The sequence below is a fragment of the Romboutsia lituseburensis genome (genome assembly GCF_024723825.1).
GTDB classification, from domain to species: domain Bacteria; phylum Bacillota; class Clostridia; order Peptostreptococcales; family Peptostreptococcaceae; genus Romboutsia_F; species Romboutsia_F lituseburensis_A.
Genome location: NZ_JANQBQ010000001.1, coordinates 209,990 through 233,660 on the forward strand (window position 1 = coordinate 209,990; position 23,671 = coordinate 233,660).

General features: G+C 25.9%; 27 protein-coding genes. 22 read left to right on the plus strand and 5 right to left on the minus strand.

The window, feature by feature from the left end; genetic code table 11:
- Positions 1–255: 255 nt before the first annotated feature.
- From NWE74_RS01045 to NWE74_RS01060, 4 genes are all read left to right on the plus strand, one after another.
- Positions 256–1,170, plus strand: a complete 915-nt coding sequence (locus NWE74_RS01045; protein ID WP_258241390.1) for an ABC transporter ATP-binding protein — start codon at positions 256–258, stop codon at positions 1,168–1,170.
- Positions 1,170–2,420: an ABC transporter permease gene (locus NWE74_RS01050; protein ID WP_258241391.1), complete on the plus strand. Its 1,251-nt coding sequence runs from the start codon at positions 1,170–1,172 to the stop codon at positions 2,418–2,420. Before NWE74_RS01045 ends, NWE74_RS01050 begins: the two co-directional genes overlap by 1 nt.
- A gap of 78 nt (positions 2,421–2,498) precedes the next feature.
- Positions 2,499–3,272, plus strand: coding sequence for an EFR1 family ferrodoxin (locus NWE74_RS01055; protein WP_258241392.1), 774 nt, complete (start codon positions 2,499–2,501; stop codon positions 3,270–3,272).
- A 252-nt stretch (positions 3,273–3,524) separates the two neighbouring features.
- Positions 3,525–4,361, plus strand: coding sequence for a class I SAM-dependent methyltransferase (locus tag NWE74_RS01060; protein WP_258241393.1), 837 nt, complete (start codon positions 3,525–3,527; stop codon positions 4,359–4,361).
- A 53-nt stretch (positions 4,362–4,414) separates the two neighbouring features.
- On the opposite strand, the gene NWE74_RS01065 is transcribed toward NWE74_RS01060, so the two are convergent.
- Entirely contained in the window at positions 4,415–4,984 is a 570-nt protein-coding gene (locus tag NWE74_RS01065; RefSeq protein ID WP_258241394.1) for a hypothetical protein, read from the minus strand.
- Between the two features lie 182 nt (positions 4,985–5,166).
- Between NWE74_RS01065 and NWE74_RS01070 the strand changes: the two genes are divergently transcribed.
- From NWE74_RS01070 to NWE74_RS01095, 6 genes are all read left to right on the plus strand, one after another.
- Entirely contained in the window at positions 5,167–5,547 is a 381-nt protein-coding gene (locus NWE74_RS01070; RefSeq protein WP_258241395.1) for a CGGC domain-containing protein, read from the plus strand.
- A gap of 311 nt (positions 5,548–5,858) precedes the next feature.
- The gene (locus NWE74_RS01075) at positions 5,859–6,407 is read left to right on the plus strand and encodes a DUF4878 domain-containing protein (RefSeq protein WP_258241396.1); all 549 of its coding nucleotides are present in this window, start codon (positions 5,859–5,861) and stop codon (positions 6,405–6,407) included.
- 171 nt (positions 6,408–6,578) lie between these two features.
- Positions 6,579–7,925 carry an MATE family efflux transporter gene (locus NWE74_RS01080; RefSeq protein WP_258241397.1) on the plus strand — a complete coding sequence of 449 codons (1,347 nt, stop codon included), beginning with the start codon at positions 6,579–6,581 and terminating at the stop codon, positions 7,923–7,925.
- Between the two features lie 327 nt (positions 7,926–8,252).
- Positions 8,253–8,858 carry a transcriptional repressor LexA gene (gene lexA, locus NWE74_RS01085; protein ID WP_258241398.1) on the plus strand — a complete coding sequence of 202 codons (606 nt, stop codon included), beginning with the start codon at positions 8,253–8,255 and terminating at the stop codon, positions 8,856–8,858.
- A 127-nt stretch (positions 8,859–8,985) separates the two neighbouring features.
- Positions 8,986–9,588: a hypothetical protein gene (locus tag NWE74_RS01090; RefSeq protein WP_258241399.1), complete on the plus strand. Its 603-nt coding sequence runs from the start codon at positions 8,986–8,988 to the stop codon at positions 9,586–9,588.
- 761 nt (positions 9,589–10,349) lie between these two features.
- Positions 10,350–11,000 (plus strand): YidC/Oxa1 family membrane protein insertase, encoded by a 651-nt coding sequence (locus NWE74_RS01095; protein ID WP_258241400.1) that lies wholly within the window; start codon positions 10,350–10,352, stop codon positions 10,998–11,000.
- A 184-nt stretch (positions 11,001–11,184) separates the two neighbouring features.
- On the opposite strand, the gene NWE74_RS01100 is transcribed toward NWE74_RS01095, so the two are convergent.
- Positions 11,185–12,591, minus strand: a complete 1,407-nt coding sequence (locus NWE74_RS01100; protein ID WP_258241401.1) for a metallophosphoesterase — start codon at positions 12,589–12,591, stop codon at positions 11,185–11,187.
- A 270-nt stretch (positions 12,592–12,861) separates the two neighbouring features.
- Here NWE74_RS01100 and NWE74_RS01105 point away from each other — a divergent pair, with 270 nt between their 5' ends.
- The 7 genes from NWE74_RS01105 to NWE74_RS01135 all read left to right on the plus strand — a co-directional run bounded on the left by NWE74_RS01105 (position 12,862) and on the right by NWE74_RS01135 (position 16,817).
- Positions 12,862–13,269: a helix-turn-helix domain-containing protein gene (locus tag NWE74_RS01105; protein ID WP_258241402.1), complete on the plus strand. Its 408-nt coding sequence runs from the start codon at positions 12,862–12,864 to the stop codon at positions 13,267–13,269.
- Positions 13,270–13,283: 14 nt separating this feature from the next.
- Entirely contained in the window at positions 13,284–13,604 is a 321-nt protein-coding gene (locus NWE74_RS01110) for a hypothetical protein (RefSeq protein ID WP_258241403.1), read from the plus strand.
- Positions 13,605–13,686: 82 nt separating this feature from the next.
- Positions 13,687–14,547, plus strand: coding sequence for an SDR family oxidoreductase (locus NWE74_RS01115; protein ID WP_258241404.1), 861 nt, complete (start codon positions 13,687–13,689; stop codon positions 14,545–14,547).
- A 257-nt stretch (positions 14,548–14,804) separates the two neighbouring features.
- Entirely contained in the window at positions 14,805–15,866 is a 1,062-nt protein-coding gene (locus NWE74_RS01120; RefSeq protein WP_258241405.1) for a helix-turn-helix domain-containing protein, read from the plus strand.
- 152 nt (positions 15,867–16,018) lie between these two features.
- Entirely contained in the window at positions 16,019–16,300 is a 282-nt protein-coding gene (locus NWE74_RS01125) for a hypothetical protein (protein WP_258241406.1), read from the plus strand.
- A 161-nt stretch (positions 16,301–16,461) separates the two neighbouring features.
- Positions 16,462–16,662 carry an IS200/IS605 family accessory protein TnpB-related protein gene (locus NWE74_RS01130; protein ID WP_258241407.1) on the plus strand — a complete coding sequence of 67 codons (201 nt, stop codon included), beginning with the start codon at positions 16,462–16,464 and terminating at the stop codon, positions 16,660–16,662.
- The gene (locus NWE74_RS01135) at positions 16,650–16,817 is read left to right on the plus strand and encodes a hypothetical protein (protein WP_258241408.1); all 168 of its coding nucleotides are present in this window, start codon (positions 16,650–16,652) and stop codon (positions 16,815–16,817) included. The genes NWE74_RS01130 and NWE74_RS01135 overlap by 13 nt, the downstream gene beginning before the upstream one ends.
- Before the next feature lie 39 nt (positions 16,818–16,856).
- Here the strand turns inward: NWE74_RS01135 and NWE74_RS01140 are convergent, their stop codons facing one another.
- Together NWE74_RS01140 and NWE74_RS01145 are read right to left on the minus strand one after the other, a co-directional pair.
- The gene (locus NWE74_RS01140) at positions 16,857–17,060 is read right to left on the minus strand and encodes a helix-turn-helix transcriptional regulator (RefSeq protein ID WP_258241409.1); all 204 of its coding nucleotides are present in this window, start codon (positions 17,058–17,060) and stop codon (positions 16,857–16,859) included.
- A gap of 5 nt (positions 17,061–17,065) precedes the next feature.
- Positions 17,066–17,428, minus strand: coding sequence for a DUF3796 domain-containing protein (locus NWE74_RS01145; protein WP_258241410.1), 363 nt, complete (start codon positions 17,426–17,428; stop codon positions 17,066–17,068).
- 332 nt (positions 17,429–17,760) lie between these two features.
- On the opposite strand from NWE74_RS01145, the gene NWE74_RS01150 reads away from it, so the two are divergent.
- The 4 genes from NWE74_RS01150 to NWE74_RS01165 all read left to right on the plus strand — a co-directional run bounded on the left by NWE74_RS01150 (position 17,761) and on the right by NWE74_RS01165 (position 22,212).
- The gene (locus tag NWE74_RS01150) at positions 17,761–18,363 is read left to right on the plus strand and encodes a hypothetical protein (RefSeq protein WP_258241411.1); all 603 of its coding nucleotides are present in this window, start codon (positions 17,761–17,763) and stop codon (positions 18,361–18,363) included.
- A 370-nt stretch (positions 18,364–18,733) separates the two neighbouring features.
- The gene (gene yjeM, locus NWE74_RS01155) at positions 18,734–20,254 is read left to right on the plus strand and encodes a glutamate/gamma-aminobutyrate family transporter YjeM (RefSeq protein ID WP_258241412.1); all 1,521 of its coding nucleotides are present in this window, start codon (positions 18,734–18,736) and stop codon (positions 20,252–20,254) included.
- A 341-nt stretch (positions 20,255–20,595) separates the two neighbouring features.
- Positions 20,596–20,982, plus strand: a complete 387-nt coding sequence (locus NWE74_RS01160) for a hypothetical protein (RefSeq protein WP_258241413.1) — start codon at positions 20,596–20,598, stop codon at positions 20,980–20,982.
- Positions 20,983–21,267: 285 nt separating this feature from the next.
- The gene (locus NWE74_RS01165; RefSeq protein ID WP_258241414.1) at positions 21,268–22,212 is read left to right on the plus strand and encodes a DMT family transporter; all 945 of its coding nucleotides are present in this window, start codon (positions 21,268–21,270) and stop codon (positions 22,210–22,212) included.
- Between the two features lie 66 nt (positions 22,213–22,278).
- On the opposite strand, the gene NWE74_RS01170 is transcribed toward NWE74_RS01165, so the two are convergent.
- Positions 22,279–22,647, minus strand: coding sequence for a helix-turn-helix domain-containing protein (locus NWE74_RS01170; RefSeq protein WP_258241415.1), 369 nt, complete (start codon positions 22,645–22,647; stop codon positions 22,279–22,281).
- A 198-nt stretch (positions 22,648–22,845) separates the two neighbouring features.
- On the opposite strand from NWE74_RS01170, the gene NWE74_RS01175 reads away from it, so the two are divergent.
- Complete coding sequence (locus tag NWE74_RS01175; RefSeq protein ID WP_258241416.1) at positions 22,846–23,655, plus strand: hypothetical protein; 810 nt, start codon at positions 22,846–22,848, stop codon at positions 23,653–23,655.
- The last annotated feature ends 16 nt before the right edge of the window (positions 23,656–23,671 follow it).

Consider the following 23,671-nt stretch of genomic DNA (forward strand, 5'->3'; position numbering starts at 1 on the left):
GGAGGTATATCTACTTCCAGTTATTTTTTTGCCGTTTACTATTCATACCCTAAAAACAACTATTCATGCTCATTATATTTTAATTTTAAGAAACCTATGCTAACTTAATATATGGCTTAATTACTTTGTAAATAACTATATAATAAATCAAAAACTTGATATAGATTTATTTAAGTTTCAAGTAGTTTTAGTTAAGTTAGACTTTTATAGTTTTCATGAATATGTATAAACTTTAAGTCGAAAGGGGGAATTAATATGAAACTAGAAGTGAAAAATTTAAGAAAAAGTTTTTCAGAAAATGAAGTATTACATGGAATATCTTTTTCAGTTGAAAGTGGGAAGGCCCTTGGACTATTAGGGAAAAATGGAGCCGGTAAAACAACAACAATTCGTATATTAATGGATGTATTTAAAGCTAATTCAGGTGAAATATTACTTGATGGAAAGCAGTTTAAACCAAAAAATTATCAAATCGGATATTTACCTGAAGAGAGAGGATTATATCCTAAAAAGAAAGTTGCAGAGCAAATAGTTTATCTAGCAGAGTTAAGAGGATTATCGTCAAAAAAAGCAAAGCAAAATACAAAGCTGTGGCTTGAAAAATTAGGGGTAGATGAATATTCGAACAAAACATTAGACAGTTTGTCAAAAGGAAATCAACAAAAAGTTCAGTTAGCTCAAACTTTAGTATGTAATCCTGATATAGTTATATTAGATGAACCATTTAGTGGATTAGACCCAATTAATGCACAAATACTTAAAGATACTGTAAAAGAATTAATAACACAAAATAAATTGGTTATATTTTCTAGCCATCAAATGAGCTATGTTGAAGAATTTTGCGAAGAGATAGCTATAATAAATAAAGGTGAAATAGTATTAAGTGGGAGCCTTAAAAATATCAAAAAAGAATTTGGAAAAGATAGACTTATCTTAAGTGCTAATTACATAACAATAGACGAATTAAAGAATATAATTGATACTAAGTTTAGTGATTTAGTAATAGTAAATGAAGTTAAAAAGAATTATTTAGTTGTAGAGTTAATTGATAATAAAACAAAAAATGAACTTTTACAAACTTTAATAAATGAAAATATCGATATAGAAAAATTCGCCATATATGAGCCGGATTTAGCAGATATATTTGTAAAGAAAGTTGGTGAAAAGTAATGAGACAATTTTTTACTGTATTAAAATTTGAACTAGGAAACTATTTTAAAAAGAAGTCATTTATAATAAGCACTGTGATAATTTCACTATTAATTATAATAGGTCTGTCTATACCGAACTTTGTAGATCTGTCATCAATATTATTTGACGAAGATCAAAACAATACTGGAGCTGAAGATATTGTAGATGAAGAAAAATCTAACCTAGCAATATATGATGAAAATAATGCTATATCAAATAAGGATGCATTAAATACTTATTTTCCAAATTCAAATTGGAAAGTAGTAAAAAGCCAAGATGAGTTAAAAAAGCTAGTTGAAGATGAAAATGTAGAGGCAGGGTTTTATGTTAAAAAATTAACTGAGTATAACTATGTAGTTCAAAATACTAACCTTAATGATGTAAATGAAGAACAATTTAATGAATTTTTAAAAAATGAATATGTAAAATATAAAACTTCTAAAGAAGGAATAGATTTTGATAAAGTGAACTCAATATACAATACATCTATAGTTTCTAATATTGAAATATTAGGAAAAGATAGTGCAAATAACTATATGTATGCGTACATATTAATTTTTGCACTTTATATGATGATTATAATGTATGGTCAATTGATTGCTATGAGTGTAACCTCTGAAAAAAGTAATAGAGCAATTGAAGTATTAGTTACAAGTACAAACACTAATAATTTGATTTTTGGTAAAGTTATTGCTGGAGCAATAGCAAGTATAGCCCAAGTTGCAGTAATAATGTCCTCAGGCCTTATATCATACAAGTTAAATGGTAAGGTGTGGAATGGAGTATTGGATAATATATTTAAGATTCCATCAGAATTAATATTAACCTTTGCCATATTTGGAATATTAGGATATATATTCTATTCATTTATATTTGCAACATTAGGAGCTTTAGTATCAAAGACAGAGGAGATAGGGACAAGTGTTGGTCCTGTAATGATGATATTTATAGTGGTATTTATTATTAGCATATTTGGTTTATCAAATGGAGATAGCACTTTAATGAAAGTTTGTTCATATATACCATTTGCATCTCCAATGACTATGATAGCGAGGGTTGGATCAGGGTCAGTTACATCTATAGAGTTTATAATATCTTCATTAATATTAATTGTATCAACGGTACTAGTCGGAATGGGTAGCGCTAAGATATATAGAATGGCTACATTGATGTATGGTAATCCGGTAAAACTTAAAAATGCATTAAAATGGATTAATATAGAAAAATAATATAAAATAACAACCTTAGTGATAAATATAATATATAATAATTATAGATAAAATTTTCATAAGGATGTGTTAGATAATATGTTAAATACAGGGGCTGTAGTATTTTTTTCTGGTACAGGAAACACACAGTACATAGCTAAACTATTTAAAGAAAGATTTAAAGAAGAAAATGTAAATATAGAGTTAATTGACATACAAAAAGAGGATAGTATAAAAAAAGATTACGATTTTTATATAATAGGTTCGCCTATACATGTTGAAAAATCTCCAAAGATTTTAATGGATTGGATTGGCAAAAATATGCCCCCTTCAAATAAAAGATGCATTACATACTATACACTAGCAGATGACGGGCATAAGGAATATAGAGTTGATTTAGCTAAGGTTATGAAAGACAAAGGATATGATGTAATTATAAATACGTCTATAAAAATGCCTAATAACTATTATCATGTTATTTTTAAAAGAGATAGCGATGAGTTTATAAAAGAAACTTTAGAAGATGCTCCAAGTAAAGTTGATAAAATAGTTAAAGATTTTTTAGAAGATAACAGAAGTGAGATAGCTTATAACAAACAAAGTAAAAGTATGAAAATAATATATGATATGTTTTTAATTTATGCTAGAAAATATGCTAAAAAGAAATTTTCAGTTGATAAAAATAAATGTATAAACTGTAAAATCTGTGAGAATGAATGTCCAACAAAAAATATAGCAATGAATGATAGATATATTACTTTTTATAATAAATGTATAGGTTGTGAAAAGTGTATACATAGATGTCCGACAAATGCTATTTTATATAAAGGCAAACCCTTTGAATCATATAAAATAGAAGAGTACTTGAAATAATATTAAATATACAATTGTATATCTAAGTATATAAAATTTAACCAAAGAATATAGTTTTATTGAATTTTAGGTGATTAATAAAAATAATAAAAAATATTGTTGAAAGATGAAATTTAATATGATACACTTTTATTGAAATTAAGATATTTGAAAATATTTTAACAGGTCAGAAGACTTAAGTCTCTGACCTTTTTTGTATTTCAATACTTATATATAGTTTTTGTATAAAGTATTTATAAGGGGGAAAATACCATGGAAAATTTAGTTTATTGGAAAGAAAAATGGGATAAAGAAGGTAAAGACTACGTATTAAATAAAAATACTAAAGATAAAAATATAGAAATATGGAATAAGTCATCAAAGACTTATGATGAAACCGTTGGGTATGAAAGAATAGAAGAGGTAATAAGTAGCCTTGAAAGATTAGGATATATAAATGAAGAAAGTACAGTTCTAGATATTGGATGTGGAACAGGGGCATACACTATACCTTTAAGTGGGATTTGTAAAAAAGTAGATGCCCTTGATTACTCAGATGGAATGATTAATATATTGAAAAATAAAATAAATGAACAAGAGATAAAAAATATAGATATATTAAATAAAGATTGGAATAATATAGATTTAGTATATGAAAAGATGAATAAAAAATATGATTTTGTAATTTCTAGCTTAAATCCTGGATGCTATAATTATAAAAGTTTATTAAAGATGAATGAAGCATCAAAATCATATTGTTGCTACATATCAACAAATGGTAAGCATAAGAATGAAATAATAAAAAAAGCAGATGAACAAATAATAGGACATAAAATAAAACGAAGTGATATCAGCAATATAATTTATCCTTTTAATATATTATATTTTAGTGGGTATGAGCCGAAGATTTTTTATTCGTCTAGTAGTTGGATATATAAAATGTATGAAAAAGAAGCAGTAAAAAAACTTGAAAATAGATACAAAAAATATTTAGATAATAATATTAAAAATAAAATAAAAAACTTTGTAAAAGTGAATATGAGAAATGATTTATTTATAGAAGAAAGTGAAAATACATTAGGAATAGTAACTTGGGAAGTAAGCTATTAATTTATAAAAATAATGATAGAACACAATTATTGCGAACTATCATTATTTTTAATTTATTTTAATTTATTCATTTTTAAGTATATAACTAAAACGTTTTCATTTTTACCTATTTTAAAATCTTTATCTAGATTTACACCCTCTGTAGTTGCCCCTTTTTTATTTATACTATATACGGCTATAGGTAATTCTTTATTTAATTCTAGATCTTTTTTATTATCTAATATAGAAAGGGCAAGTCCATTTTCAGATTTATTGAAGAAATCTAATAAAAAGCCTAAAGATGAATCCTCTACTCCAACTTGTGTTATATTAACTTGCAAATTCCCATCACTTTCATGTAAACCAATAGATAAATCTCTGGTTTTATTTTTAATCATACTTTGTATCTGTAGTAAATCGTGACTTTCTTTAAGTTTACCATAATTATATTGTTTGGCATAAATTTGAATATCATATTTTGCTTTTTCTAAAGAATCTATATGATAATCAACTCCTACATCAAGTACACTTTCATTTTTACTTTCTTTATTTATTGTAACTTTAGTATTCAAATTTGCATTACTACATCCTATTAATAGTGTTGTGAAAATAAGCATCGATAATAGTAAATATAATTTTTTCAAAATCCAACTCCTCCTAACTATAATATATTAACATATTCTGATAAATCAATGAACACATTAATAGTAAAAAATAAAACTTTTAGATTTCTAACATTATTTAATCTGGTTAAAATTAGTAAAAATAGTGTATTATATAAAAGACAATATTAAGATTTAGACAATATAAATAGGAGGTAGGTTTTATGAAAAAAGTTGCAATATATATATGTGGTGAAGTTTCTAAAAGATGTACAGCAAATGGATGCTTAAGAGCTTTTAATGAAGTAGAAGATTCTTTTAGTATATATGAAGATGAAGGTTGTAAGTTAGTAGCAGTAAATACTTGTAATGGATGTGATGAAAAACCATTAGAAACTTTAAGTGTAAAAATAGAGAAGCTTCAAAAAGCAGATGTAGATACAATACATTTATCAAGTTGTTTAAGATCAAGGTGTAAACACTATGAAGAATATGTTAATGAATTTGCAAAGTATTTTGATGTTATTGGATATACACATGGTTCAAAAGAAGGTAAAAAGAATAACAATATAAATAAAAGCTGTATAAATTCTAAAAATAAATAGACTTTATAGAATTAAATTAATTGTATAAGTATAAAAAGGAGTTAACTAGAAGTAAGGTTGTACTTCTTTTTTTATGTTTATAAATAAAAATAATTTTAAAAAGTTATTGTTAATTCCTTTGTTTTTCTCATACTTTAAAGTGAATTGTAAATTATAAAAAATATAAAATCAGGGATTTTGATAAACTTCGACATGAAATATGTTGTATTATTTTTAATGTGCGTAAAAATATGATAAATCATAGATTTAAGCTAGTACAATAGATATGTACGACAAGCCAATAAAAATAACTTATAATGAGGGGAAATCATATGAAAAATAAACTAAAATTAATGGTAATGATATTAATATCTATGGTTGTACTAACAGGATGTGGGAGTAAAAGTCCTAGTGAGGTTGTAGATATATACTTTAAGGAAGTTAAAAAAGGGGAGAATTCTGATTTAGAAAAATATGTCTTTGAAAATATGGGGAAAAATAAAAAAAGTGAAGAAAATAAAAATCCTAAAATGGAAGAGGCATTAAATGAATATATGTCTAAGATAGATATAAAAGTACTAAAAGAAGAAATAAAAGATGATAAGGCTTTAGTAGATGTAGAATTAACTGGACCTAATTTCGCAAATATAACAATGGAGCTTTTACAAGAAAGCTTAGCTAATGCTTTTAATGGAGTTGAGGTAAAGTCAGATGATATGAGTAATACTATTTTAGAGAAAGTTAAAAGTGGTAAGATAGAGACTAGAAAAGGTAAGATTAATTTAACTAAGGTTGATAAAGAATGGAAGATAAAAAATGATGAAGACTCAATGTCACTAATTCTTGGAAAATCAGATACATTAAAAAATACATCTAATTAAAAAATTACATACTTAATCAGTAAAACAATAAAAAAGAGTATCTCAAAATTAAATTTTGATTAATTGAGATGCTTTTTTTATAAAAATTAATATACTTTAATGTTAAAAAGTATAAAGAATATAGTTTATTATAGATTCAAGAAACTACATATGTATAGGGGCGATTTATATATGATAGATATGACTAATGGAGATTGTAATAAGTCTATTTTAAAGTTTGCATTACCTATGATTATAGGTAATGTATTTCAACAAATTTATAACTTAGTAGACAGTATAATAGTTGGGAAATTTATAGGAGCAAATGCCTTGGCAGCTGTAGGGTCATCATTTGCTATTGTAGTATTTTTAAATTCTATAATAATTGGATTAGCCATGGGTGTAGGGATTATGCTTGCTCAGTATTATGGGTCAAAGGAAATGGATAAGTTTAAAGAAACTATAATTACCTCACTAATATTTATAGGTGGAGCTACGATATTTATAATTAGTATTTCCCTTTTTGGAATAAATAAAATACTAGAGTTATTTAATATGCCTGCTGAATTAGCTAGTGACTCAAAGAAGTACTTAATAATAATTATATTAGGATTAATATTTACGTTTATATATAACTTATCAACTGCATTATTAAGATCTATCGGAGATTCAAAAAGACCATTATACTTTTTAATAATAGCATCTCTAATAAATATAATATTAGATTTAGTATTTGTCTTGAAACTTAATTTAGGGGTAGAAGGTGTTGCTATAGCTACAGTAATAGCACAATCAGTTTCTGCTATATTGAGTAGTATATATGTGTATAGAAAAATTGATTTTATAAAAATATCCAAGTGTGATATAAAAATAAGCAAAAATATATTTAAAGAAGTTATTAGATACTCTGTATTAACATCAATACAACAGTCGATTATGAACTTTGGAATACTCATAGTGCAAGGATTAGTAAATACATTTGGAGCAACTGTTATGGCGGCATTTGCTGCAGGGGTTAAAGTTGACTCTATTGCATATATGCCTGTACAGGATTTTGGCAATGCATTTTCTACATTTGTTGCTCAAAACAAAGGCGCAGGAAAAATAGATAGAATAAAAGATGGAGTAAGAAGTTCCATTAAAGTGATAATTATATTTTGCGTAATTACATCATCCTTAATAATTATATTTTCAAAAGATATAATGCTTTTATTTATAAATAAAAATGAAACTGAAGTAATAGCTTTAGGAGTAGAGTATATTTCAGTGGTAGCAATTTTTTATGTACTAATTGGATTTTTATTTATGTTTTATGGGTTATTTAGAGGGATAGGATTATTAAGTATATCTATAGTATTAACTATCGTATCACTTGGAACTAGAGTTGTTTTAGCATATGTATTATCGGCAACAAAGCTAGGAGCTAGCGGTATATGGTGGTCTATTCCAATTGGTTGGGCTTTAGCAGATATTATAGGAGCTATATGTATAAAATTAAAATTAGGGAAAATTGTTAATGAAAATAGATTAGAAGTATAATAAATATTTTATTAAAATACTAGAAAAAAATCAATTTATAACTGTATCAAAGTATATTAAAAATACAATGATACAGTTATTTTTATTTGTCTAATAACATTACTTTCCCAGTTTCTAAATTATAATTTGCTATTTATTAAGTTAGAAATTTTATAAAATAAAGATATCAGTAGAAAAAAGTGTTTAAAATATAATAAAAAAAGGTAAATTTAAAATATAAAAAATAGCTTTACATAACTAATAGATTTGAGTAAAAATATATTGTATAATATAAAATAAAAAGAATTTATCTAAACTTTCAACTGAAAAGGAAAAGGTGGATATAATATGAATAAAAAAGGGTCAAAAACTACACAAGAGCAACTTACATTTGAAGTAATTAATAAAAAACAAAAAAATAAAAAAAATATACAAAGTTATAATATATATGATTGTATAGAAAAATATAAGTATGTAGGAATAGAGAATTATAAAGAGTATTTATTTGAAAAAGATACATCGCTAAATAAGTGTGTTATATCATCTATTACAGGTGAGGAAGTAGATTCTTTAAAGTTACCATTATTGAGTGAGATATCAGCAGGAGCGCCAATATATATGAATGAAGAATATGAAGAATATTTTTATATTCCTAATGAGGTTATAAGGTCAAATAAAGATTTATTTATGCTTAAAGTTAAGGGAGACAGTATGATTAATGCAGATATTGATGATGGAGATTATGTTGTTATAAAAAAGGATAACAATCTTAATAAAAGAAGCATCGTAGCTGTAGAAGTAGATGGACATGCTACCCTTAAAAAATTTGAAGTACAGGGGAATAAATTAATATTATTGCCTGAAAATATAAATTATGAACCAATAGTAGTAAGTGTTGATGAAGCTAGGATTATAGGGCGTGCAATTGGTGTTGTAAAGTGTAATGTGAAATAGGAGTGTATATAGATTTGTTTTGAACAAATCTAAGTACACTCTTATTTAAATTTGAAAATTATCCTAATATTTTATATATAAGTTTGACAATATATTAATATAGACTGTTTTAGAAAGGTTATAAGACATGAATAAAAAAATTGGAAAGTTCACATTAAAATCAATATTGGTACTATTAGCAATACCGATAGCATTATTAGTAATTATATTTATCATATATTATGGTATGATCTTACATAATGGAAAACTTATTGAAACATCATTAGAACCATTTGATAGTGTATTTAAAGCACCAGATTCTTTTTATGTTTTAGATGCCACAAAGTGGAAAAGAGAAGAAACTATAAAATCTCCAATTTTCACACTTTGTGAGGAAATTACTATAATAGAAAGAGATTCTAAATTAGTTAAACAGATAACCGATATACTAAATAACAAAGATTTTAAGTCAATTACACATAACGAATATGAAAGAAGGGATGCTAATCCAAATAAAGACGTTCATTTTTGGCTCGCATCAAGTGCGGACACAAATGATGTATTGAAAAATTATTATCCATTTGAAGTAATAATCTGGAAGAATAAAACTTTATATTTATTTACATCAAAAGGAAAAGAACATAGATATTTAAAGAGCTCAATAACAGACGATGAATTAAAATTTATTGAAGAATTGTATAACAAAAGATATGGAGAAGAACATACAGATTATTATTCATATAATAGTTAAAAGTACTAGCGATAAAACAAAGATAACTCTATTTTATATAGTGTGATGCATTATATAAGATAGAGTTATTTTTAGTTATTTTAATATAGTACTTACAATTAATTATCTTAAGAGGAAGCTATTAAAAGGTATGAGGAAAAAGAACTAGGAAAGAAATATGAAAGTTTAGCAAAAACATATGCTAGAGAAAGTATTAGTTATACAGTAAAAAAGATCAGAACTATAAACTCTGGATATAGTGAGGATAAGACTAAGTTTATAGTAAGAGGATTTTATACTGGTAAAAATCAATATGGTGCAGATGTTAGAGGTGGATATGAAGTTGAATTTGACTTAAGTACTGGAGAGATGATTAATATAATTATAGATAAGGAAAGAGTGCAATAATAGACAAAAATAAGGTTTATAAATATTTACAGTACAAGCTCGATATACTATACTTATATTAATACTTATAAAAATTCTAATGAGGTGAACGAATGAAGTTAGACGTAGATAGTATATGGTACATATTAATCTATATGACGTTTTTAATATCCATAATTGGATGTCTAGCTTATTTTTGTAGAAAAAATATATCTCGTCAAATTGAATATATTTTAATAAAAAATATATTTCTAAATAGATTTAAGTATTCTGAAATATTAGAGCCACGACAGTACTTTAGTTTTCAGAAATATGATGTTTGGAGATACTGTAGCTTATTTTAATTGAAATGAACATTTTATAACTAAAATTTAAAAATTAAAGGAGAAAATAAAATGAATTTCATTTCAAATATATTACAAGATTTATTAAATACATTATTCAGTTTTACAGGAGATTTAGGTGTTGCTATAGTGATTATAACTTTAATAGTAAAGTTGCTATTAATGCCGTTATCTTTAAGACAAAAATTTGCTATGAGAAAACAACAAGATTTGGCAGAAAAGATGAACCATATAAAAGAAAAATATAAAAATAATGCCAAAGAGATGGAAAAGCAACTACAAAAACATTCCGTAGAAAGCATGAAGAGTATGTTAGGATGTTCAACGCTTTTACTACAAATGCCTGTAGTTTATGCTTTGTATCATACATTTTTAAATATGCCACAAGGCTCAACAAGTGTATTAATTCCATGGATAAGTAGCTTAAATGTATCTGATAATTTATTTATAATACCTTGTATATATACATTAACTATGTTAGCTCCAAGTTTAATAAGTTTTATACCATACTTTAAGGCAAGTACTCAAGTAGCTTTTAGTAAACAAATGGTTGTATCTACAGTTATAATGAGTTTTATGTTAACACTTAGAACTCCTGTAGCTATAGGGTTATATTTTATAACAAGTAGTATATATTCATTAATTGAAGATATTTGCTTTAGGATATATGTTAAACAAAAAAACAGACTAATTGTTAATTAATATATAGTAATCAGCTATCTTACAAAATAGATAGCTGATTTTTTTTATTAACTTATAATAAATTCTGATTTTTAGTTTTTTTATAATAAATCAAAAAAGTTAGTTAGCTACAAATAAGATTTCAATGGATTGGGATTGAATGGTCAAATTTCTAACATCAATGGTATCTATTAATTAAATACGTTTATATATGAGTTAAATTAGCAGTGAGCCATAATCCATCAATTTTAATTTTAAATTTATCATTATCTTTTGGATACATAGTTACTACACTATTTTTATACTCTGATTTATCAAAATTTAAATAAAGATATAAATATTTGCTATATCCATAAAAATGGCATACAACTTTGTCATTTTTCATAAATACCATTTGAACCATATCTTTATCATTAGCTGGCTTTATATCTTGCCACTTATATCCAATAGTTTTATATATCGTTTTAGATGAAGTTTTGGGTTCAAAAACATAAACTTTGTCCCAATCAAAAGGAGTTATATCACTTAAATGAATAGTTTCTTTCATCTTATCTGATTTTAATTCTTTTTCTACAAAAGCACAAATACTCTTATGAAATGCATCAAAATTTTTATCTTCTTTACTTTTTTCAAACTTAGTTAAATCACTAGATTTGTCAACAATATTCCATTTGTTATTATTCTTTTCTAGCTCGAAATTAATTTTAGATATACATTCTCCGTATTTTCCTGGTTGAGTAACTATAACTTTTTCACCTGATTTATTTTTGTAAGTATGCTGAGATATTTCTTTGTGAGTGTGTCCTGCTACAATAGCATCTATTCCATTTATTTCTTTTGCCAGTTCTTTTATTCTATTTCCAGGATATTTATTTATATCACTTTCTTCACCTGAATGTACAACAGCTAAAATAATATCTGGATTTTCCTTTTGCATAACATTGACCCATTTATTAGCTTCTTTAATTAAGTCTGTCATATATAACTCACCATTGTATCCTTGAAAGTCTCTTAATCCTTCAGATGTTGCTTTTGCTTGTCCACTTGAAGATTCATCATAAGTTTGACCAACTTCTTGGATAGTTAGACCTAGTATTCCCACTTTAACATTTCCATCTGGCGTAGAAATATCTTTTATTACATAAGGGTCTACGTAGTTTTTTCCGTCTTTTTTATATGTATTTGCTGATAGAACATCAATATCTTGTTTCTTAAAATCTTTTACCATATTGTCTAGCTCAAGTTTGTTATTTTTTATAAATTCATGATTTCCAAGAACCACAGTATCATATCCTATTTCTTTCATTTCCTTGGAAATAGGAACCTCTAAATATTTTTTATTGTACGCATCATCGCTCCCTTTTGTATAAAAATATTTTTCAATAGGAGAACCACTTTTGCCATAATCAAAAAAATCTCCTGCATCTACTAAAATAGTATTTTTATCTTTAGCTTTTTCATTTTTTATATATGAAGTTAACTCATATGGTAAATATCCATGCAAATCAGTAGTAGCTAATATGCTTACCTCTGTGTTTTTAGTTGAGCTACATCCCGATAGTGAGAATATGCTTGCCCCTAGTATCATCCCTATCATTATTTTCTTTTTCATAAATCCCCCACCTTTTGAATCATATTACATTAAATGCTATTTACATTATTACATATAAAATATAAATTTACAAATTAGGGAAAAATAGTTATTTAATTTTACAAAAACAGATTTTAGGAAAAGTTTATTCTGATATAATTAAAGGATAAATGAAACGTTGAAAAATAGCCATGTCAAATTATTTTGACATAGAAAAAAATGCCATGTAAAAGAGGTTTGATAGACTAACTAAGTTAAATATGACAAGATGATATACAAAGGAGAAGTGTTATGGAGGTTGGAAGTAAATTAAAAAAAGCAAGGATAGATTCTAAGTTAACACAAGAAAAAGTAGCGGAGGAAATACAAGTTTCTAGACAGACTATATCAAATTGGGAAAATGAAAAATCTTATCCAGATATTATAAGCGTAATAAAATTGAGTGACTTATATAATATTAGTTTGGATGAATTACTGAAAGGAGATTCCAATATGATAAAGCATTTGGAGGAAAGTACAAATGTGGTAAGTAGCAATAAAAAATTATTAATGGCTATTGGAGCAAATGTATTATTAATGATTTTATTTATATTATTCAATAGCGTTATATCGAAAAATAATTATTTGATTATTGGAACTGCATCTATTGGTGTGTTGAGCACAACAGCATTATTTTACCAAATAATAAAGAAATTTTAAGGGAGGGGATTTATATGAGTTGGTATTTAATTGTATTAGCTTTTATTATGATATTAGGAGCGACAACTCTTGCGTATCAGGTTTATAAAATGACAGAATTAGATGCTATTAGTAGAGGATTTAAACATCCAAAGTTTTGGGGAGTTTTTTCATTAAGTGGAAATGGAAGTGGTGGTCTATTGATATACTTGATAGGAAGAAGAAAGTATCCATCTTCTATGAGTGAAGCAGATAAATTAGTAATGGAATCAAGAAAAAAGAGAGCAGGGGTATCTTTAATTTTTATGGCATTATCGTCAATTGCTTTATTTGCAGTTTGCATTTTTAAACTTTAAATATATTCATGAGTGGATAATTTAACATAGGGTGGAAATCATAATTAAGAAACTAAAACTTAGAAAAAGGAGTAATTAAATTATGGTTTTTCCAACAGAATTTCCAAAACAACATCAAAATCACCAGCCTGGATTTGAATATGAAATGACTCCAAATCCAATATATGATAATCCTCTATATAATAAACCAAATGATAAATTAAAAGATAAAGTAGCTATAATATCTGGAGGAGATAGCGGAATTGGAAGAGCAGTTGCTCTTGCTTTTGCTAAATCTGGTTGTGATGTAAGTATAATTTATTACAATGAGGATGAAGATGCTAAGATTACAAAGCATAAAGTAGAAGATGAAGGCAGAAAATGTCTTTTAATTAAAGGAGATATAAGAGAAAGTGAATTTTGTAAAAAAGCTGTTCAAAATACATTAGATGAATATAAACAAATAAACATAGTAGTTAATAACTCAGCAGTACAATATGAACAACAAAATTTAATAGACATAACTGATGAACAATTTGATAAAACTTTTAAAACTAATGTTTATGGAGCATTTTATTTAACAAAGGCAGCAATTGATCATTTAAAATGTGGAGACTGCATAATAAACACTACATCTGTTGTTGCTTATCATGGACATGAAACTTTAATAGATTATTCTATGACTAAAGGAGCGATGACAGCATTTACAAGATCTTTATCAATGCAACTTGCAACTAAGGGTATAAGAGTTAATGCTGTAGCACCTGGACCTATATGGACACCACTTATACCTTCTAGTTTTGATGAACAAAAGGTTTCTAAGTTTGGAAATAATACTCCTATGAAAAGAGCGGGTCAGCCTGTAGAATGCGCAGGTGCATATGTATTTTTAGCTAGTAATGAAGCGTCATATATTACAGGGCAAACTATACATATAAATGGTGGGGAGATTGTAAATGGTTAACTAATTAAATTTATTAAAAATATAAACACTCTCTAAGTAACAATTTGTTATATAGGGAGTGTTTTACTTTTATAAATACAGGAGAGACATAGATAATTAGAATAATACAATTAATATTAACTAAGAATTAAATTTATTAACTAGTGGTTGATAAATTTAAGAAAATACTTAACTACATCTCCATTGTTACTTGATTAGCATAAATGTATAATTAGAATATAAGATCTTATAAATTAAGAGAATTCAGGGAGATATTAATGGAATTATATATTGGTGATGTTATAAATAAGTTAAGAAAAGAAAAAGGTATTACACAAGAAAAACTAGCGAATGCATTAGGAGTTTCAGTAGCGGCAGTTTCTAAATGGGAAAATAAAAGTACTTATCCAGATATTACGATGCTACCCCTAATAGCTAGATTTTTCAATACTACTATAGATAAACTTTTAAATTATGAAATAGAAATTTCAAATGAAAAAGTGATGGAATTGATTAAAGAATGTGCTAATTTATTTGAAAAGGATACTATTGAAAATGCAATAAGTAGATGTGAAAAACATTTAAGAGAATATTCAAATAATTTATTTTTGAAGTTTAGAATGGGTTCGTTATATATGATGTCCATGGCTAGTGCTAACAGTGAGAATGAAGCTAACCAAATTTTAAAAAAGGCAATAAATCTTTTAGAAATATCAGCAACTAGTGAAGAACTAGAAATTAGCGAAACATCAAAATTTATATTAAGCTCGTTATACACAATGGATAATCAATTTGATAAAGCTGAAAAGATTTTATTAACATTACCAAAGGTAAATACTGATAGAGATGATATGTTGATAGGCTTATATATTAATCAAGATAAGCTAGAAAAAGCTAAAGAAATTCTAAAAACATTAACTTATAAAAGAGTAAGCAATATTATAAACTGCTTAGATAATTATGTAGTTATATCTAATAAAGAAAAAAATAATATAAAAGCAAAAGAAGTATTAGATATAAAAGACAACATAATAAAAACATTTGATTTAGAAGATATATATGGGACAAGTAGTTGTATAATGAGGCTAGGAATATATACAAAAGAAAAGGATGTTGAAAAAACTATAGAATACGTAGCAAAAATAGTTGAGAGTTTTAATAAGGAGTATGACTTAAAAAATCACTTATTATTTGATGAATTAGAGTTGTTTAAAGGCATTCACTCAAAAGAATATATGTTATCTAATATTAAAAAAATAATAACTGAAGATACTTATGACTTTGTAAAAGAAGATAAAAGGTACATTGAAATATTAGATAGATTAGATAATATGATATAAAAAATATTTTACACTAAAATTGCCAAAAAGCACTCTTCTAAAGATGTGGGGATGAAAGGCAAGGCCTTAATATTGTATACAACATATTATGAGTTATATTAAACCTCAAATGTTGCATAATAAGATTGTATAATGAAAGTGAGGTGAAAAATATGGAACAAGTAATAACTCTACAAGCAAAACTTAATCCAACTAAAGAACAAATTAAACTAATAGATAATGGAAGTTTAGACTATATAAATACTATTAATGACTTAGTATCAGAAATGGTGACAGATAAAAAAGCAACTAAGAAAACTTCTGCTAATGTGATAGTAGCCTTGAATAGTGCTGTTAAAAATCAAGCTATAAAAGAGGCTAAGAGTGTATTTAAAAAAGTAAAAAAGACTAAGTATAAGATAATACCTATACTTAAAAAAACTGTTATATTATAGAATAATCAAAACTATTCAATTAATGCCGATAGTATATCTATGCCTTTTATAATAGGTGGTAAGTTTAAAAAGATAGGGATCATAAAACTAAAAGAGTTAAATTAGGTAATGCTAAAAAACTAAATGCTATTAGAAAAATGGATAATAAAGAGTAAAGATATATGAAAGATAAAGACCACAAAATAAGCAGAGAGATAGTAAATTTTGCTAAGAATAATAATGTTTCTGTAATAAGATTAGAATGTTTAGAAGGAATCATAAACACGACAAGAACAAGTCGTAAAAATAAAAAAAATTTATATAATTGGTCATTCTACAGATTGTCTATGTATATAGAATATAAAGCTATTTGTATAAGATGAAAAAATTAGAAGGCAGAGATTTAAACAAACTTGTATTTGTTCAAGGTGAAGCTATGAACAAGGCTTGTGAGATCGTATGTAAATTAAATGTAGAACTTGATGGAATTGTTGAGTGCTTAGTTGGTGGAGAAGGAGTTATTATAGATAACTATTAATGTATACAACTTTTTATTAAATTTAACTCTATTAACAAATCAAAATTCAAATATAAATAATTTTTCAAGAGGTGTATTTAACTCCTTTGAAATTCTAACAGCTAATTCAAGAGAAGGATTATATTTAGCATTTTCTAAGCGAGCTATAGTTTCTCTCCGAACATTAACCTTATTAGCTAATTCTTCTTGAGTCAATTCATTAAATAGACGATACTTTTTTAGATTGCTAATAAACTTTGCCATAATTTTTAGTTTCCTGTATCAAATTTATAAGTTAAAAATGCCCATAAATTAATTGATATTGCAAAAGTAAGTGCGACTATTAATACTTGTAGTCTATAAAGCATTAATAAATCTACTGTATATAGTCTAATTAATACACTTGCCACAACTGCTAATAAAAATCCTATGTAAAATGCTATAGAACCCGCTCTATGTTTATTAGAAATTAATCTCTCATCTTCACAACTGCCTAGCTTACACCACCAATAGACAGATAAATTGCCAAAGAATCCAAAATATAAAAGTCCTAGTGGATCACCATTTAATTCCTTAAATCCTAAAAAACCAAATAGTGCAAAGAAAATTGTATATTTATTTACCCCTCTCATAATTAAATCCTCCTTAATCAATGTGATATATTTATATCTCTATATTACATATATATCACATTAATTTTTATATTATGACTTAAACTTGAAAAGTATATATTTAAGCATAATTTTATAAAGAAATATTATTTTATAGATATTTTCTAACATTAAATAAAAGAATGTAGAAAGGACTTTTTCTATTTTAGATGAGTAAAACATTTAAAACTAGATAAAGGATTTGCTTGATATAGAATTGTATGTTTGGATAAAAATAGAAAATATTGTTAAATACTGTGTATATTAACCGATAATATAAAGTAAATACAATATTGATATAGGAGAAATGATATATGAACGTAGGATCAATGTTTAAAAATATTTATAGTAATAACAATAATCTTGGATTTAAAATGGATGAATCAAAGAGATATTTAAAACCAAATGAAGAAATAAAAGAAATAGAAAAAAAGTTATCAGGTGGTATGTCTGTAGATGATTTATCAAAAGAAGAATATCAAAAACTAAATGCCTTTGAGAAGGCTGAAACAGCAGAATTTTATTCACAAGTGAATAGGGAAATGTCTAAAGCAGAAAAACTAGCTATGAAGATCGCAAAAGGAGAAAAACTTACAGAAGAAGAAATACGTTTTATAAGTGAAAAATATCCTGATTTAAAAAGAGATGCTGAACAAACTAAAAAGGAATCTGATGAGTTAAAGAAAAACCTTAAACATGCTAAAACAAAAAAAGAAAAACAACAAATTATATCAATGGCTGTTGGCAATGTTGGAACTTTACTTAGTAAAAATTCAATATCCCCAGTTCAAGCAAAAATAAAGTTATCTGCAATAGAAAAAGCAGTAGAGGAAGATGAAGGTAATAAAGACTTGATAAATAAAGAATTAAAAATTAAAAATATAAAAAAAGGTTCATTTATTAATAAAGAGTTATAGAATAAATAATGTATGATACACACTAAAGAAAACTAGAAAAAGATTACTCTTCTTTAGTGTGTATAAGCAATATAAATATAATATCGATTTTACACTAAGTTATTTAATTAGAATAATTACAATTTTAAAATTTCAAAATTTTAAAAAAAGAAAAAATTGGAAAAATTACAACTAAAACTAAGTATGTTGTTAAAAATCATCGAAGCATGTATAATTCTTTTAAGCTAGAATATATATATATTCTAATGAACAATCTACGCTGTTTAAGCATTGAAATACTGAGAACTTATATATTTAGTTATCGTAATGTAGATATAAAGTTAGAATACATATAATATTTGGTAAAAAATTAATATAGGGGTGTATAAATATGGGGAATAACACGAAGAAACTTACACTAATATCATTAATATTAATGATATTCACATCAGTATTTGGTTTTACTAATATGCCAAGATCATATTACTTAATGGGATATGGGGCTATTCCATGGTATGTATTAAGTGCATTATTATTCTTTATACCATACGCATTTATGATGGCTGAATATGGTTCATCATTCAAAAATGAAAGTGGTGGTATGTATTCTTGGATGGAAAAATCAGTAGGTCCAAAGTTTGCTTTTATGGGTACGTTTATGTGGTATGCATCTTACATAGTATGGATGGTTAGTGTATCTTCAAGTATATGGGTACCGCTTTCAAATGCTATATGTGGATCAGATGTTACATCTACATGGGCAATATTTGGATTAGACTCAACTAAGATCTTAGGTTTATTAGGATGTATGTGGATAATATTTGTTACATTTGTAGGTAGTAAAGGTATTGAAAAAATCACAAAGATAACTTCTATAGGTGGAACATTTGTTGCTTTATTAAATATAGTTTTATTAGTAGGAGCTATAGCAGTAGTAACATTAAATGGTGGGGAATTATCTCAACCAATTGAAAGTTTTTCTCAAGCTTTCGTAGTATCTCCTAATCCTCAATATCAAACACCGCTAATGGTATTATCATTTGTTACATTTGCAATATTTGCATTTGGAGGACTTGAAGTTTTAGGTGGATTGGTTGACCAAACTGAAAATGCAGAGAAAAACTTCCCTAAAGGTCTTGTTATTTCTGCAATAGTTATATCAATAGGATATGCAGTAGGTATATTTGCATGCGGTATGTTTACTAATTGGTCAGAAGTTTTATCTGGTGAGAATGTTCATTTAGGTAACGTTGCTTATGTTTTAATGAACAACTTAGGATATCAATTAGGAAGTGCTATGGGAGTAACTGAAACAGTAGCTATACAAATGGGTAATTGGACAGCTAGATTTGTTGGATTCTCTATGTTCTTAGCATTAACAGGAGCATTCTTTACATTAACTTATTCTCCATTAAAAACTTTAATTTCTGGTGCACCAAAAGAAGTATGGCCAGGAAAACTTGGAGAAATAAAAAATGGTATGCCAATAAATGCTATGAAGGCACAAGCTGTAATAGTTGTAATATTAATATTAGTAGTTTCATTTGGTGGAAAAGGAGCTTCTCAGTTCTTTAGAATATTAACATTAATGACTAATGTTGCAATGACAATACCATATTTATTCTTATTAGCAGCATTCCCTAAATTTAAGAAAAAGCAATTAGATGGTGAAGTTGAAAAAGCATATGTAGTTTATAAAACTCATTCAATTGCTTTAATATCAGCATTAGTAGTAGGATTATTAGTTGGGTTTGCTAATATATTTGCTATAGTTCAGCCAGCAATAGATGGTCAAATATTTGATTCAATAATGATGGTATTTGGACCAGCGTTATTTGGTATAATAGCACTTTTATTATACTCTAATTATGAAAGAAAACATATTAAAAATAATAATATAAAAAATGTATAATTAATAAGATACCTCTATGTCGATAAATTCGACGTAGGGGTATTTTTACGTATAAGGAAATTATGATTATATTATAACTATAGATATGATATATATGTGTATTCTCACATAGATGAATAAATTTTTTATATAATCAATAAATAAATGTTTAGGATATAAAAAAACTTGCCGATATATTAATATATAATATTTCTATAAAAATTATGAAAATTATGTAAAAAACAAATAATGATAAATTTCGACAAGTGTTTTATATTATTATATAAATAAATTTAAATACTATTTTATGTAAATTATAGAAATAAAACATAGAAATAATCATCTAGGAGGAAACTGACTTAATGAAGAGAAGAAAAAGTAAAACGAAGAAAAGATATAAAAGAGAAGTAATCTACATATTTGGATTAATAGTAGGATTAGTCTTAGGGATAGTTATATCTCCAAAAGGCGTAAGCAAAAAAGACTTTTTTAAAGTAAGCCAAGAGTTGGATTACTCTAAAAGTAAAATAATTGACTTAAATAGAGATATAGATAATCTAAATGATGAAATATCTCAATTAAGACAAAAAGAAAAAAGTGCGAAAATATGGTTTGAACTAGATGATAGTATGAAACAAAAAATAAAAGAATATGTACAACAATCTGAATCAAATGAAAATGAAAATGTAGGAAATGATAAATTGGAAAATGACAAAGTAGTAGATGAGAAATCAAGTACTGAAGGTTAATATAAAACTAAATATTAAAAAGCTTACATATATTGAAATAAACTCCAATAAATATAAATTTATGATAATTGTATTTGTTGGAGTTTTATTATTACAAAAACCGACTATCGCAACAATTAAGAACATAATGAGCTATACTATAAGTAGTACTAATTATAGATATATAACCATACTTGCAATAATAAAAATGTTAAGTTAAAGGGGGGATGATAATGTATATAAATAGAATTAATACTTATAAATGTATTTTAAAATTAAATACAAATATTAACTTTGAGGAATACTGTGGATAATAAAATTAGTACAAAGCATCAAGGATATATATTAGTAATTATTGCAGGTATACTTTGGTCGACAACTGGGTTATTTGCTAAAAATTTAATGTCAAGAGGAATAAGTACTTTACAAGTTGCTTTTATTAGATTGTTTCTAGGGGCGGTATTATTATTTTTTTATTGTATTATAAAAGATAAAAGTTTATTAAAAATTAATAAAAATACATTTATATACTGCTTAGTTATGGGACTTATATGTCAAGCTGGATTTAATACCTTTTATTTTACGGCAGTAGACAAAGTTGGAGTATCTACTGGAGCAATACTTTTATACACTTCACCTATATTTTTAACAATATTATCTAAATTAGTATATAAAGAGATTATTAATGTTCAAAAGGTAATAACTGTTGTAATTTGTTTTGTAGGATCAGTATTAGCAGTTACAGGTGGAGGATTTAAGAGTTTAAATATAAGTGGAGTAGGAATAATTCTAGGAATTTTAGCAGCTATATCCTATGCTTGTATGTCTATAATAAGTAAGAAAGTACTAGAGGAAGCTAATAGTATAACAATATTATTGTATAGTTTTTTCATGGGAGTATTATTTATGGTACCAATTTCTAAGCCATTAGAAATAATTACACATATGAATGATATGACCATACTACCATATATGATAGGACTAGGCACTATATCAGCAGCAGGGGCTTATATTTGCTATATAGAAGGTATATGCAAGGATATCGATTTATCCATAGCTGGTATACTAGCATCTGGAGAACTTATAGGATCTGTTATTTTAGGATGGATAGTATTAAAAGAAGAGTTCTTGTTTATTAAGCTGATAGGTATATTATTAATGGTAGTTTCTGTTGTTTTTTCCATACTAAATATAGAAAAGTTCAAAACATTATTTAGTAAAGAAGTTTTAGAACATGAGATATCTGAATAAATAGACTCATTTAAATTAGATACTAAAAAAGGCTTTGTTAATTAACAAAGCCTTTTAAAAGTTACTCTATATACCTAAAAAGTCAAAATAAAGCATACAGATTTCTTTAAAAACTATATCTTTTTCTCTTTGTGGAATATCAGGATTCTTAAAAAATAGATTAGATAAATATAATATATAATCACGAGTTGAATTATTGTGAGCAAAAAATCTATCTTTATAGGTACCTAATAGCAAAAAATCTACTGTTACATCAAAATAGTCAGCTAAATCAATTAGTGTATTAATTTCAGGTTTTCTTTTGTTTTTTTCATATTGAGATATTGATGATTTTGATAACTTGCGTCCAGATACTCTATAAAAATCATCACACAACTCTTGCTGTTTCAGCCCTTTTTCTTTTCTTAATGCTTTAAATCGTTCCCCAAAACTCAAACCAAACACCTACCTTATCTCAGACGAGAGATACCTTTTAAAATCATTTATATAGAAATTATAAAGCTAATATAAAATTTTGTCAAAAGATGAGAGGATTTTTGGTGTTTTTACAATTTGATGATGCCTATATAAGTTAAGCCTTTGCATTAATAGTGTATAATAAATATAGCAAATAGATAGAGAAAGGATAAAAAGATGATATTAGAAACTATAAAAATAACTTTTATATTAACCATATCTATGATAGGAGTATTTGTACTATTTGGTATGATTTATAATTTTATAGAGAAAAAAAACTCAGCTTACATTCAACTAACATTTGGGTTTAACGGTATTTTGATAACAGGTGTTATAGGAACTACTATACATGAATTAAGTCATTATTTAATGGCCTTAATATTTGGTCACAAAATAGTGGAAATTGAATTGTTTAGACCAAGGGCAGCTAAAATTGACGGTGTGCTAGGCTTTGTAGAGCATAGATATAACAAGAGAAGCTTATATCAAAGAATAGGTAACTTTTTTATTGGAATAGCGCCTATGATATTTGGAACGATAGCTATAAGTATTAGCTTTAGACTATTACTTCCAGAGATGTTTTTAAAGTTAAATATTTCAGAGTATATAGATTTAATTAATACAAATAATCTTCAAGATGTATATCTACTTTTAGCAAATAACTTTAAGCTATTGTTTGAGATGGTATTTAGTATATCTAATTTAATAAATTTTAGATTTTGGATTTTTTTATTTATAATGTATTCAATAAGTACACATATGTCCTTAAGTAAAGCAGACTTAAAAAACTCTGGTTCTGGGCTAATATGTATATTTGTAACTACTATGTTTGTTTCTGTCATATGTACAGTGTTAAAAATTGATTTATCAGTACTACAGTCAGTATTTTTAAAATACAACTTGTATTTAACTTGTTTTTTAGCATTAGGGCTTATATTTGGTTTAATTAGTTTAGGGATTTCATTCTTATTTTATAGATTTAAGTGATTTTTAATGGTATAAA